This window comes from Serratia sp. FS14 (assembly GCF_000695995.1).
Classification (GTDB): domain Bacteria; phylum Pseudomonadota; class Gammaproteobacteria; order Enterobacterales; family Enterobacteriaceae; genus Serratia; species Serratia nematodiphila.
Map to the genome: position 1 here is coordinate 1367838 of NZ_CP005927.1, position 12991 is coordinate 1380828.

The window sequence follows — 12991 nt, forward strand, 5'->3', positions numbered from 1 at the left end:
CGAATGCGCTTTTCCGTCTATATTAGGAACGTAACGCTGTGCCCAAAACCACAATAAACCAGGAGAAAAACCCCGTGTTCCAGAACGTTGACGCCTATGCCGGCGATCCCATTCTGTCGCTGATGGAAAAATTCAAACAAGACCCGCGCGCGCACAAGGTGAACCTGAGCATCGGCCTGTACTACGATGCGCAGGGCATCATTCCGCAGATGCGGGCGGTCGCCGCGGCGCAAGCGCAGTTGAACAGCGTCGAGCATGGCGCCTCGGTATACCTGCCGATGGAAGGGCTGCAGTCTTACCGTTCCGCCATCCAGCAGTTGCTGTTCGGCGCGCAGCACCCGATGCTGCAGCAGGGGCGCATCGCCACCATTCAGACCGTCGGCGGTTCCGGCGCGTTGAAAGTGGGCGCCGACTTCCTGAAAAGCTATTTCCCGGATTCGCAGGTGTGGGTCAGCGATCCGACCTGGGAAAACCACGTCGCCATCTTCAGCGGCGCCGGTTTCAAAGTGAATACCTATCCATATTTCGACAGCGAAAGCCTGGGCGTGAAGTTCGACGCCATGCTGGCTGCGCTGAAACAGCTGCCGAAGCACAGCATTGCGCTGCTGCACCCGTGCTGCCACAACCCGACCGGTTCCGACCTGACTCCCGCCCAGTGGGATGAGGTGGTCAAGGTGATCGCCGAACGTGAAATCATTCCGTTCCTCGACATCGCCTATCAGGGCTTCGGCGGCGGCATGGAGCAGGACGCCTACGCCATTCGCGCCATCGCGGCGGCCGGTTTGCCGTGCCTGGTGAGCAACTCGTTCTCGAAGATCTTCTCGCTGTACGGCGAGCGCGTCGGCGGCCTGTCGGTGGTGTGCGAAAGCGAAGAGGCGGCCGGACGCGTGCTGGGCCAGCTGAAGGCCACCGTGCGCCGCAACTACTCGAGCCCGCCGAACTTCGGCGCGCAGCTGGTGGCCAAGGTGCTGAACGACGCCCAGCTCAAAACCCAGTGGCTGGACGAGGTGGAGAGCATGCGCACCCGCATTCTCGAGATGCGTCACGCGCTGGTGGACACCCTGAAGAGCGCGCTGCCGCAGCGCAACTTTGATTACCTGTTGGCGCAGCGCGGCATGTTCAGCTACACCGGCTTCAGCGCGGCGCAGGTCGATCGTTTGCGTGAAGAGTTCGGTGTCTACCTGATCCACAGCGGCCGCATGTGCGTGGCCGGCCTGAACCACAACAACGTGCGTCAGGTGGCCGAGGCGTTTGCCGCAGTGCAGTAACGCCTGTTAGTCTGAACGGACGTTGATCGGGAGCGATAGCGATATCGCTCCTTTTTTATTGCCGGCGCGCCGCCGAAGTTGCCGCAAACCGGAGAGAGAATATACTGATTGAGGGGCGCTCACTCATGTGGCATCAGCAAACGCTAATCCTCAGCGCAAAAGCGCGTGGCTTTCATCTGGTTACCGACGAGATAGTCAACCAGTTAACCCACTTACACCGCCTGCAAACCGGCCTGCTGCATCTGTTGCTGCAGCACACCTCGGCCTCGCTGACGCTCAACGAGAACTGCGATCCCACGGTGCGAGCCGATATGGAGCAGCATTTCCTGCGTCAGGTGCCGGAAAACGCACCCTATCAGCATGACTACGAAGGGCCGGACGACATGCCGGCGCACATCAAATCCTCGCTGCTGGGCGCTTCCTTGACGCTGCCCGTCAGACACGGGCGGCTGATGTTGGGCACATGGCAGGGCATCTGGCTGGGAGAGCACCGCATCCACGGCGGAGCACGCCGTATTGTGGCCACGTTACAGGGGGAATAACCCAATGAATAACAGCGCATTGCTGGAGTACTGCATGGCGAAGCCGGGCGCGGAGCAGAGCGACCAGAACCAGTGGCAGGCCAGCCAGATCAAGGTGGGCGACGTGATGTTCGCCATGGTGTGCGAGGTCGAAGGGCGGCCGGCGCTGGCGGTCAAGTCCAGCCCGGAGCTGGCGGAAAGCCTGCGTGAACACCATCCGGAGATCGTCGCCTGCGACGGTCTGAACAAGGCGCACTGGAATACGGTGTTTCTCGACGGCAACCTGCCGAACTCGCAGTTTTACACGCTGATCGACAGCTCCTATCAGCTGGTGGTGGACGGCCTGCCCGAACACGTGCGCCAGGAACTGCGCGCCTGATTGCCGGGCGGCGGCGCCGCCCGTTTTTCTTCTGTTTTTTTCATGTTAAAGTGTGATCGCGACCTGGGCTTGGGAACGTTCCCTTTTTATTGCGGCACTAAAACAGCTACGCTTGGGCATTCAAGACACGCGGATGAAGGAGGCCGACATGGCCATGAGCGAAGAAAAGCGCAAGATGATCGCCGGGGAACTGTACGACGCCGGCGATGAACTGCTGCGCAGCGAACGCCGGCGCGCACGCCAGCTAACGCATCGCTATAACCACTCTTCGCCGGAAGAGGGCGAGCTGCGCAAACAATGGCTGGGTGAGTTGCTGGGCCGCTATCAGGGCGGCACCATCGAGCCGACCTTCCGCTGCGACTACGGCTATAACATCTATCTCGGCAAGAACTTCTACGCCAACTTCGACTGCGTGATCCTCGACGTATGCGAGGTGCATATCGGCGACAACTGCCTGCTGGCGCCGGGCGTGCATATCTATACCGCCACCCATCCGCTGGACGCCGAGACTCGCGTCGGCGGGGCGGAGTTCGGTAAGAGTGTCAGGATTGGCGACAACGTGTGGATCGGCGGGCGCGCGGTGATCAATCCGGGAGTGACCATCGGCGATAATGCGGTCGTGGCCTCCGGCGCGGTGGTGACCAAAGACGTGCCGGCCAATTGCGTGGTGGGCGGCAACCCGGCCAGGATCATCAAGCAGCTATAAAAAAATGGGCGCCGCCGGGCGCCCGCCGTCATCAGGCGCGCAGCGAGTCGATATCCACCACGAAGCGGTACTTCACGTCGCTTTTCAGCATGCGTTCATAGGCCTCATTAATTTGCTGCATCGGGATCAGCTCGATATCCGACGTGATGCCGTGCTGCCCGCAGAAGTCCAGCATCTCTTGCGTTTCCGCGATGCCGCCGATCAGCGAACCGGCGATGCGGCGGCGCTTCATGATCAGGTTGAACACCTGCGGTGACGGATGATCGTGCTCCGGCGCGCCGACCAGCGTCAGGGTGCCGTCGCGGCGCAGCAAGTTGAGGAACGGGTTCAGATCGTGCTGAGCCGCTACCGTGTTGAGGATGAAGTCGAAGCTGTTGACGTGCTGCGCCATCTCATCCGGGTTGCGCGAAATCACCACTTCATGGGCGCCGAGGCGCTTGGCGTCTTCGATTTTCGACGGCGAGGTGGTGAACAGCACCACATGCGCGCCCATCGCCCGCGCCAGTTTGACGCCCATGTGCCCCAGCCCGCCGAGCCCGACGATGCCGACCTTTTTGCCTGGCCCCGCGCCCCACTGGCGCAGCGGCGAATAGGTGGTGATGCCGGCGCACAGCAGCGGCGCGACGCCGGCCGGATCGAGGTTTTCCGGCACGCGCAGCACGAAGTCCTGATCCACCACCAGATTGGTGGAGTAGCCGCCGTAGGTCACGGCGCCGGTGTGGCGATCCTGGCCGTTATAGGTGCCGGTAAAACCGTTCTCGCAATACTGTTCCAGCCCCTCATCGCAGCTCGGGCAGCTGCGGCAGGAATCCACCATGCAACCGACGCCGACCAGATCGCCGATCCGGTAACGCGAGACATGGTCGCCGACGGCGCTAACGCGGCCGACGATTTCGTGGCCCGGCACCACCGGGTAAATCGTATTGCTCCATTCATTGCGCGCCTGGTGCAGATCCGAGTGGCAGACGCCGCAGAACAACACCTGAATTTGCACATCGTGGTCGCGCAGGGCGCGCGGCTGGTAATCGAAAGGCACCAGCGCAGACTTCGCGTCATGCGCGGCATAGGCATGGGTAATGTTCATGGTCGCTCCAGTTATCAATGTAGGGGGGACAACGTTTGACCGGCAGCGAAGTGCCGGCGAGACGCGGCCTGAATCAGACAGGGCGGCCGCCGAGGGAACATTGATGATAGAAGCGGTGAGCGTGGAGGGAAATGCCTGAAAATGTCGAAATCTTGCCTGTTTCTGTTCGATTGCGGGGAAACGGGGCAGCGTGCGGACCGCCTGAACGACGGCCTGCACGCCGGCGACATTACTGGTTCAACAGCGGTTTCAGGAAGCGTGCGGTGTGCGATTTCTCGCAGTCGGCGACCGTTTCCGGCGTGCCGGCGACCAGGATCTCGCCGCCGCCGCTGCCGCCTTCCGGCCCCAGATCGACGATCCAGTCGGCGGTTTTGATCACATCCAGGTTATGTTCGATGACCACGATGGTGTTGCCCTGATCGCGCAGCTGATGCAGCACCGCCAACAGCTGTTGGATATCGGCGAAGTGCAGACCGGTGGTCGGTTCGTCGAGGATATACAGCGTTTGGCCGGTGCCGCGCTTCGACAGTTCGCGCGCCAGCTTGACGCGCTGCGCTTCACCGCCGGAGAGCGTGGTGGCCGACTGGCCGAGGCGGATGTAGGACAGGCCGACATCCATCAGGGTCTGCAGCTTGCGCGCCAGCGCCGGCACCGCGTCGAAGAAATCGCGCGCTTCTTCGATGGTCATCTCCAGCACTTCGTGGATGCTCTTGCCCTTGTACTTCACTTCCAGCGTTTCGCGGTTATAACGCTTGCCCTTGCACTGGTCGCACGGCACGTAGATGTCCGGCAGGAAGTGCATCTCGACCTTGATCACCCCGTCGCCCTGGCAGGCTTCACAGCGCCCGCCCTTGACGTTGAAGCTGAAGCGGCCCGGCGTGTAACCGCGGCTGCGCGATTCCGGCACGCCGGCGAACAGCTCGCGCACCGGGGTGAAGATGCCGGTGTAGGTGGCCGGGTTGGAGCGCGGCGTGCGGCCGATCGGGCTCTGATCGATGTCGATCACCTTGTCGAAATGTTCCAGGCCGGTCACTTCGCGGAACGGCGCCGGTTCGGCGATGGTGGCGCCGTTGAGCTGGCGCTGGGCGATCGGGAACAGCGTATCGTTGATCAGCGTCGATTTGCCGGAGCCGGACACGCCGGTGATGCAGGTAAACAGACCGACCGGCAGCGTCAGCGTCACGTCTTTCAGGTTGTTGCCGCGCGCGCCGCTCAGCTTCAGCACCTTGGTCGGATCGGCCTGCACGCGCTGCGCGGGGATGGCGATCTCGCGCTTGCCGCTGAGGAACTGGCCGGTCAGCGATTCCGGCTGCGCCATGATGTCGTCGACGGTGCCTTCCGCCACCACCTGGCCGCCGTGTACGCCGGCGCCGGGGCCGATGTCGATCACGTGATCGGCGGCGCGGATGGCGTCTTCGTCATGCTCCACCACGATCACCGTGTTGCCGAGGTTGCGCAGGTGGATCAGCGTTTCCAGCAGGCGCTCGTTGTCGCGCTGGTGCAGGCCGATCGACGGCTCATCCAGCACGTACATCACGCCCACCAGGCCGGCGCCAATCTGGCTGGCGAGGCGGATACGCTGCGCTTCGCCGCCGGAGAGCGTTTCCGCCGAGCGAGACAGTGACAGGTAGTTCAGGCCGACGTTCACCAGGAATTTCAGGCGGTCGCCGATCTCTTTCAGCACTTTCTCGGCGATTTTGGCGCGCTGGCCGCTGAGCTTCATGTTCTGGAAGAACGTCATCGCATGGCCGATGCTCAGATCGGAGATCTCCGGCAGCGTGGTGTCTTCGACAAACACGTTGCGCGCTTCTTCACGCAGGCGAGTGCCGTGGCACGAGGCGCAAGGGCGGTTGCTGATGAACTTCGCCAGCTCTTCGCGCACCGCGCTGGACTCGGTCTCTTTATAGCGGCGCTCCATGTTGTGCAGCACGCCTTCAAACGGATGGCGGCGCACGGTGGTGTCACCGCGATCGTTGATGTATTTGAACTCGATCGACTCTTTGCCGGAGCCGCTCAGCACCGCCTTCTGCACGTTGGCGCTCAGGGTGTTGAATGGCGCTTCGACGTCGAACTCATAGTGCTCCGCCAGCGAGCGCAGCATCTGGAAGTAATAGAAGTTGCGGCGATCCCAGCCGCGGATCGCGCCGCCGGCCAGCGACAGCTCGGGGTTTTGCACCACGCGATCCGGATCGAAGAACTGCTGCACGCCCAGGCCGTCGCAGGTCGGGCAGGCGCCGGCCGGGTTGTTGAAGGAAAACAGGCGCGGTTCCAGCTCGCGCATGCTGTAGCCGCAGATCGGGCAGGCGAAGTTGGCGGAAAACAGCAGCTCGTCCGCTTTTTCGTCGTCCATATCCGCCACCACCGCGGTGCCGCCGGACAGTTCCAGCGCGGTTTCGAACGATTCGGCCAAGCGCTGCGCCATGTCGTCGCGCACCTTGAAACGGTCGACCACCACTTCGATAGTGTGTTTCTTCTGCAGCTCCAGCTTCGGCGGATCGGACAGATCGCACACTTCGCCGTCGATGCGCGCGCGGATATAGCCCTGGGCGGCCAGGTTTTCCAGCGTTTTGGTGTGCTCGCCCTTGCGGTCTTTCACCACCGGCGCCAGCAGCATCAGGCGCTTGCCTTCCGGCTGGCTCAGCACGTTGTCGACCATCTGGCTGACGGTCTGCGCCGCCAGCGGAACATGGTGATCCGGGCAGCGCGGCTCGCCGACGCGGGCGAACAGCAGGCGCAGGTAGTCGTGGATCTCGGTAATGGTGCCGACCGTGGAGCGCGGGTTGTGCGAGGTGGATTTCTGCTCGATGGAGATCGCCGGCGACAGGCCTTCGATATGATCGACGTCCGGTTTTTCCATCAGCGACAGGAACTGGCGCGCATAGGCAGAGAGTGATTCGACATAGCGCCGCTGCCCTTCGGCATACAGCGTATCGAAAGCCAGCGAAGACTTGCCGGAACCGGACAGACCGGTGACGACGATCAGTTTGTCACGCGGGATGATCAGGTTAATGTTTTTCAGATTATGGGTTCGAGCACCACGAACTTCGATATTGTCCATTTACACTTCCCGTCTTGATGATACACCGCGCCTGTCGCGATTTTTGCGGGGGATTTTGTGATGGATCTCGCAAAAAACCGGCACAGCCTGGTCGAAACGCATAATTATGACACAAAAAAACCTGAATGAATATCCAGTATGCGAATGCAACAAGGTCGATCGAAAAGACAATTCTGGAATGCAATTCGCACTTATCAACACGGGTGTGGTTTCGTACTCAGCGTGGTAAACTGACGCGTTTATACTGTGTAGAAATCAATCATCGGGAGAAGTGCTCATGGCCAGCAGAGGCGTAAACAAAGTAATTCTGGTCGGGAATCTGGGTCAGGATCCAGAAGTCCGTTACATGCCGAACGGCGGCGCAGTGGCCAACATTACCCTGGCGACCTCCGAAAGCTGGCGTGACAAGGCGACCGGCGAACAGAAAGAGAAGACCGAATGGCACCGCGTCGTGCTGTTCGGCAAACTGGCCGAAGTGGCGGGGGAATACCTGCGTAAAGGCTCTCAGGTCTACATCGAAGGCTCCCTGCAGACCCGTAAATGGCAGGATCAGAGCGGCCAGGATCGCTACACCACCGAGATCGTGGTTAACGTCGGCGGCACCATGCAGATGCTGGGCGGCCGTCAGGGCGGCGGCGCACCGGCCGGTCAATCTGCCGGCGGCCAGGGCGGTTGGGGCCAGCCTCAGCAGCCACAGGGCGGCAACCAGTTCAGCGGCGGCCAGCAGCAGTCTCGCCCGGCGCAGAACAGCGCACCGGCGACCAGCAACGAACCACCAATGGATTTCGACGACGATATTCCGTTCTAAGCCTGGCGACAGCGCTAAAAAAACCCCGCTCAGGCGGGGTTTTTTGTGTTCGTTAGCCGCTGATTTTCTGCGGCGGTGTCGCCAGTCAGTAAATTGCTACCGGGTTGATATTGACCTGGGTTGAACCGACATACAGCGGTTGCCCCAGTACGAACAGGAATTCCCAGGTTTTCGTGCGTACCAGCGGGCGGCTGTCGATCAGCTCCAGGTTATAGACGCCGCGTTTGGCCAGCAGGTACTGGTTGACCGGGAACTCTTCGTCATTTTTCGGGTTAGGGTAAACTTCGGAGGCCCAGGTATCACCGCCGAAGGCCACGATGCCTTGGTCGGCCAACCATTTCGCCGCTTCCATGCCGATGCCCGGTTCAACTTCCAGGAACTTTTTATTGTCTTTGCCAATCAGCTCCAGCCAGCCGGTGTTGAACAAGACAACGTCGCCTTTGCGTAAACTGATGCCCTGCTTTTTAAGCACCGCTTGAATATCCGCAACGGAAAATTCGGTGCCGCCCGGAACGATCGCTTTATTATAATAAGCCGTCATATCGAGTACGACGCCGCGTGTGACCATGGGCGGCACTTTTTCCACGCCCAATTTTTTCACGCCATCTACGGTGACGAAATCCGCCGCCTTATTGCCGTTATAATAAACATTGTCGATGCCGATATGGCCAATGCCATTCAACTGAGTGCCGACGCCGGTCCAGGCATTCACCAATTCATCATTAAAGGTGAATTTATTTGGGCCAAGCGTTTTACCGTCCTGCTGACCAGGCTGAATATTATATAAGCGGAAGCTGCGGTGGCGGAACGCCGGGAAATCTTTATCGACGGGCACCGCCAATGACAATGTCTTGCCTTGTTTTACCAACTGCACGGACTGTAATACGACCTCAGGCGTGAGCAGGTTGGCCGCGCCGATTTCGTCTTTTGCGCCGTAAACGGAAGGATACCAGTCTGGCGACTGCGCGGCGGATTCTGCAGCGTGCGCGGGCACTGCGGCCAGCAAGGGCAGCAAGAGGGAGAGGCGATACAATGATTTCATCAGTGACTCATCCTTATAACATAGTATTGCAGGGCGAATGAAAGTGAGCCTCCGGAAATTGGCGGCGTGAGGCCGCCGAATAATAACCGGTGAGGGAACGGCTCATTTTTTCTGTGTACTGGGTACGTCAGCGTGATTTTAAAAAAGGCGCCCGGCGATGATTTCCTTAATCATGCGGTAATGAATAACGCCGTATGCACGGCGTTATCGCTAAACGCATTATTTTTTCAGTTCTGCACTCATGGTGACGAAATTGCCCATGTAGGCGCTGGTAATTTTGTAGCCGCTTGCGCCGGCTTCTTGCGCTTTTTTAGCGATGAGGGCTTCGGTGGAATCCAGTGTTCTGCCGGTTGCGGTCACGCTTTCTGCCGCGGCGTTAAACGACAGCATGGAAAACAGAGCGAGTGAAATAACGGTGGTCATGATTTTCATATCTTTATCCTGTGTTCGAAGGTTCGAAAAATAAGGGTGTCCGGTATGACACGATGGAGCGAAGGATAAAGACGTCGGCCTGGTGAATAAATAACAGAATCGTCAATAAACTATTCCATTTTTGCGCATAAACTAATTCTATTATTGTCTTTCAAGGCCGAGTATGCCGTGCGAGGTGAGAAGCGGTCGTCGGGGAGCGAATGAAAAAAAAGCCCCTTGCGGGGCTTTGAGCGCTACGCCGAGAAGCCGCCGTCGATGCTCAGACTGGCGCCGGTGATATAACCCGCCTGCGGGCCCGCCAGGTAGGCGACGAAACCGGCGATTTCTTCATCTTTGCCGTAACGGCCGATCGCCATCAGCTGCTTGAGCTGATCGGCGAACTCGCCGGCGTCCGGGTTCATTTCGGTGTCCACCGGGCCGGGCTGCACGTTATTGACGGTGATGCCGCGTGGGCCGAGATCGCGCGCCATGCCCTTGGTCAACCCGACCAGCGCCGATTTGCTCATCGCGTACACCGCCGCGCCGCCGAACGGCACGCGCTCGGCGTTGGTGCTGCCGATGTGGATGATACGGCCGCCGTCGTTCATGTGGCGCGCCGCCTCCTGGCTGGCGACGAATACGCTGCGTACGTTGACCGCCAGCATGCGATCCAGGTCGTCCAGCGCCAGTTCCTCGGTGCCGCCCAGCGTAAATACCCCGGCGTTGTTCACCAGAATATCCAGGTTGCCGAAGTGACTCACCGCCTGGCGAACCGCCTGCTGCAGCGCCGCAGCATCGGCGCTGTCGGCCTTGATGGCGAGGGCTTTGCCGCCGGCGGCGGTAACGGCGCTCGCCACCGCTTCGGCGCGATCGGCTGAGGCGGCGTAGGTAAAGGCGACGGCGGCGCCCTCGCTCGCCAAGCGTTTAACGATGGCGGCGCCGATGCCGCGGGAACCGCCCTGAACGAATGCGACTTTGCCTTGCAGTGGGAGTGCTGTGGTCATGTTATTTCTCCAGAGTGGATGAGGGTAAAGTGTCGGCATTCAGTATCGGAGATCGCTTGCACGGCCACTAGCCACAAAGAGCTATAATCAGTTAAAACCATTAGTTTAAAATCCATAAGGAAAAAGCATGCTGGGACATCTGGAGTGCTTCGTCAGCAGCGCGGAAAACGGCAGTTTCTCCGCCGCCGGCCGCAAGCTGGGCATCAGCCCGGCGGCGGTGAGCAAGAATGTCACCCGGCTGGAAGCGGTGGTTGGCGTGCGGCTGTTTCAGCGCAATACCCGCAAGCTGATCCTCACCGAGGCGGGGGAGCGTTTTCTCGGCGAGGTGAGCGGCGGATTGCAATCGATCCAGTGCGCATTGAAAGGGCTGAGCAGCGGCGGCGGCGCGGCGGCCGGCGGGCTGAAGGTCAGTATGGGTACCGCCTTTGGTCTGCACTTCGTATTGCCGATGTTGCCGGACTTTCTGGCGCGTTATCCGGCAATCGTGCCGGACTGGCATTTCGACAATCGCCAGGTGGATCTGATCGGTGAGCACTTCGATGCTGCATTGGGCGGCGGCATCGAATTGGCGCAGGGCATCATCGCGCGTGAGCTGGCGCCGGCTCATGGGGTGTTGGTGGCCTCGCCGGAGTATCTGCGACAGCGGCCGCCGTTGACGGAGCCGGAGCAACTGGCGCAACACGCCGGGATTTTCATCCGTTCGCCGCAGACCGGGCGCATTCGCCACCAGCCGCTGCGAAATGCCCAGAATGAGCAGCGTGCGCCGGGGATGACGGTCAGCATGACGGTCAATGAACCGGAAGCGGCGGCGCGGGCGGCGGAAATGGGATTGGGCATCGCGCTGATCGGCATGCCGAATGCGGCGCCTTATCTGGAAAGCGGCCGTCTGATGCGGGTTCTGCCGGGCTGGTATGTCGATCGCGGCAGCGTGTATCTCTATTTTCCCACCACCAAATTCTTACCGACCAAAACCCGGGTGTTCGTCGATTTCATCACCGAACAGTTCCGCCTGCAGAAGTTGGCGGCGCGCTTTGACGCCCGCTAAAACGAGAAAAGCCCCTTGCGGGGCTTCTTTCTTCCGTCGGTTGGCTGTCCGACGATCAGTTGAAGATTTCTGCGGTGCCGTACAGTTTGTTCTGACCACCGGCGGCGACGATGTGGTAGGCGCTGGCGCCCGACGCGGCGGCTTTGCTGGCCAGTTCGCTTTCCAGCGCGCTCAGGTTAGCGGCGCCGCTCACGGTGACGACGCCGATCTTCTGCGCGTCTGCAGCAGGTTGGCTGGAAGGCAGGTCAGCGGCGAAGGTAGCGAAAGAAGCGGTAGCCAGCAGCGCAGCGGTAGCAAAAATTTTGACGTTTTTCATGATGCGTTCCTCAGAGTGTTTGTTTGGTGAGAGCCCGTTGTCTCTCGATGTGTTAAATACTAGTGCACCGGATGTGAATAAAAAATCGGAGAGTTTTGAGTATCTCTGTCAAATAAATTGATTATTTTTCATCCGCTGGCGCGGGGCAACAATCGCCACTACCCTTTACAGACGATCCTTAACCGGAGAAGCGTCATGACGATGAATGCGTTTATCGGCAGTTGGGCGTTGGTGTCGTCGGCGTTCAAAAACCAGAACGGCGAGCTCAATTACCCGCTGGGCGAGCAGGTGTTGGGGCGCATCCACTATGAGGCCAACGGCACGATGGCGGCGCAGCTATACAGCGCCGTGCGGCCGCGTTTTGTCGCCGACGATTTGACGCAGGGATCCGAGCGGGAGATCCATGCCGCCTTCATCAATATGATTTGCTACTTCGGCCGTTATCAGGTGGAAGAAAGTGAGCAACGGGTGGTGCATCAGGTTGAAGGCTGCTCGTTCCCCAATTGGATAGGCAGCCGTCAGGTGCGTTTTTACGCCTTTAACGCCGATCGGCTGACGTTGCGCACGGTGCCGCTGCAGCTCGGCAACGGCGTGCAGGTTGGCGAACTGGTGTGGCAGCGGACAGGAGCGTCGTCATGATCATCGTTCATCATCTCAATCACTCGCGGTCGCAGCGCATTCTGTGGTTTCTGGAAGAGCTGGGCGTGCCCTATCAGGTGCAACGCTACGAGCGCGATCCCAACACCATGCTGGCGCCGCCGGCGCTGAAAAAGATCCACCCGTTGGGCAAATCGCCGGTGATCGTCGATGGCGATCTGACGCTGGCGGAATCCGGCGCCATTATCGAATACTTGCAGGAAGCCTACGACGCACAGGGCATGTTTATGCCAACCGACTTCCACGCGCGTCAGCAATACCGCTACTGGCTGCACTACGCCGAAGGATCGCTGATGCCGCTGTTGGTGATGAAGCTGGTGTTCAGCCGTCTCGGCCAGCCGCCGATCCCCTGGCTGCTGCGGCCGGTGGCCGGCGCGATCGGCAAAGGCGTGCAGCGGGAATACCTCGACAAGCAGATCGCGCCGCACTGCGAATTCCTCGAACAGCACCTGAATAAGGGCAGTTGGTTCGTTGGCAACGACTTCAGCGCGGCGGATATTCAGATGAGCTTCCCGCTGGAGGCGATGGCGGCGCGCGGCGCGTTGGATGATTGCCCGAAACTGCGCGGCTTCCTGCAGCGCATTCACGCCCGGCCCGCCTACCAGCGGGCATTGGAGCAGGGCGGCCCTTACGACCTGCTGAGTTAGGCGGATGGGCTATACTCGATGGGGTCATTCTTCATCGGAGGTAGC

14 protein-coding genes are annotated in these 12991 nt (G+C 60.2%); 8 read left to right on the forward strand and 6 right to left on the reverse strand.

Features of this window, described 5'->3' with window-relative positions; genetic code table 11:
* Positions 1-74: 74 nt before the first annotated feature.
* From L085_RS06255 to maa, 4 genes are all read left to right on the forward strand, one after another.
* A complete protein-coding gene (locus tag L085_RS06255; protein ID WP_041922290.1) occupies positions 75-1268 on the forward strand; it encodes an amino acid aminotransferase in 1194 nt (397 codons plus the stop codon).
* 125 nt (positions 1269-1393) lie between these two features.
* A complete protein-coding gene (locus tag L085_RS06260) occupies positions 1394-1810 on the forward strand; it encodes a secondary thiamine-phosphate synthase enzyme YjbQ (RefSeq protein WP_004936779.1) in 417 nt (138 codons plus the stop codon).
* A gap of 4 nt (positions 1811-1814) precedes the next feature.
* The gene (locus tag L085_RS06265; protein ID WP_004936783.1) at positions 1815-2168 is read left to right on the forward strand and encodes an MmcQ/YjbR family DNA-binding protein; all 354 of its coding nucleotides are present in this window, start codon (positions 1815-1817) and stop codon (positions 2166-2168) included.
* A gap of 148 nt (positions 2169-2316) precedes the next feature.
* Positions 2317-2874, forward strand: a complete 558-nt coding sequence (maa, locus tag L085_RS06270) for a maltose O-acetyltransferase (RefSeq protein WP_044030338.1) — start codon at positions 2317-2319, stop codon at positions 2872-2874.
* 31 nt (positions 2875-2905) lie between these two features.
* Here maa and L085_RS06275 read toward each other — a convergent pair whose 3' ends face one another.
* Positions 2906-3958, reverse strand: a complete 1053-nt coding sequence (locus L085_RS06275; RefSeq protein WP_004936787.1) for an NAD(P)-dependent alcohol dehydrogenase — start codon at positions 3956-3958, stop codon at positions 2906-2908.
* A 229-nt stretch (positions 3959-4187) separates the two neighbouring features.
* Positions 4188-7016, reverse strand: coding sequence for an excinuclease ABC subunit UvrA (gene uvrA, locus L085_RS06280; RefSeq protein WP_015379213.1), 2829 nt, complete (start codon positions 7014-7016; stop codon positions 4188-4190).
* A gap of 277 nt (positions 7017-7293) precedes the next feature.
* On the opposite strand from uvrA, the gene ssb1 reads away from it, so the two are divergent.
* Complete coding sequence (ssb1, locus tag L085_RS06285) at positions 7294-7824, forward strand: single-stranded DNA-binding protein SSB1 (protein WP_004936793.1); 531 nt, start codon at positions 7294-7296, stop codon at positions 7822-7824.
* A gap of 85 nt (positions 7825-7909) precedes the next feature.
* Here the strand turns inward: ssb1 and L085_RS06290 are convergent, their stop codons facing one another.
* The 3 genes from L085_RS06290 to L085_RS06300 form a co-directional block, all read right to left on the reverse strand.
* The gene (locus L085_RS06290; protein ID WP_044030340.1) at positions 7910-8866 is read right to left on the reverse strand and encodes a cyclase family protein; all 957 of its coding nucleotides are present in this window, start codon (positions 8864-8866) and stop codon (positions 7910-7912) included.
* 219 nt (positions 8867-9085) lie between these two features.
* Complete coding sequence (locus L085_RS06295; protein WP_044030341.1) at positions 9086-9298, reverse strand: YdgH/BhsA/McbA-like domain containing protein; 213 nt, start codon at positions 9296-9298, stop codon at positions 9086-9088.
* 233 nt (positions 9299-9531) lie between these two features.
* Positions 9532-10281: a 3-oxoacyl-ACP reductase family protein gene (locus L085_RS06300; RefSeq protein ID WP_004936803.1), complete on the reverse strand. Its 750-nt coding sequence runs from the start codon at positions 10279-10281 to the stop codon at positions 9532-9534.
* A 127-nt stretch (positions 10282-10408) separates the two neighbouring features.
* Between L085_RS06300 and L085_RS06305 the strand changes: the two genes are divergently transcribed.
* Positions 10409-11326 (forward strand): LysR family transcriptional regulator, encoded by a 918-nt coding sequence (locus L085_RS06305; protein WP_044030342.1) that lies wholly within the window; start codon positions 10409-10411, stop codon positions 11324-11326.
* Positions 11327-11381: 55 nt separating this feature from the next.
* On the opposite strand, the gene L085_RS06310 is transcribed toward L085_RS06305, so the two are convergent.
* On the reverse strand, positions 11382-11642 hold the full coding sequence (locus tag L085_RS06310; RefSeq protein WP_044030343.1) for a YdgH/BhsA/McbA-like domain containing protein: 261 nt from the start codon (positions 11640-11642) through the stop codon (positions 11382-11384).
* A 195-nt stretch (positions 11643-11837) separates the two neighbouring features.
* Between L085_RS06310 and L085_RS06315 the strand changes: the two genes are divergently transcribed.
* Both L085_RS06315 and L085_RS06320 read left to right on the forward strand, forming a co-directional pair.
* Positions 11838-12281: a lipocalin-like domain-containing protein gene (locus tag L085_RS06315; protein WP_015379208.1), complete on the forward strand. Its 444-nt coding sequence runs from the start codon at positions 11838-11840 to the stop codon at positions 12279-12281.
* Positions 12278-12946 carry a glutathione S-transferase gene (locus tag L085_RS06320; protein WP_004936814.1) on the forward strand — a complete coding sequence of 223 codons (669 nt, stop codon included), beginning with the start codon at positions 12278-12280 and terminating at the stop codon, positions 12944-12946. The genes L085_RS06315 and L085_RS06320 overlap by 4 nt, the downstream gene beginning before the upstream one ends.
* Positions 12947-12991 lie beyond the last annotated feature (45 nt).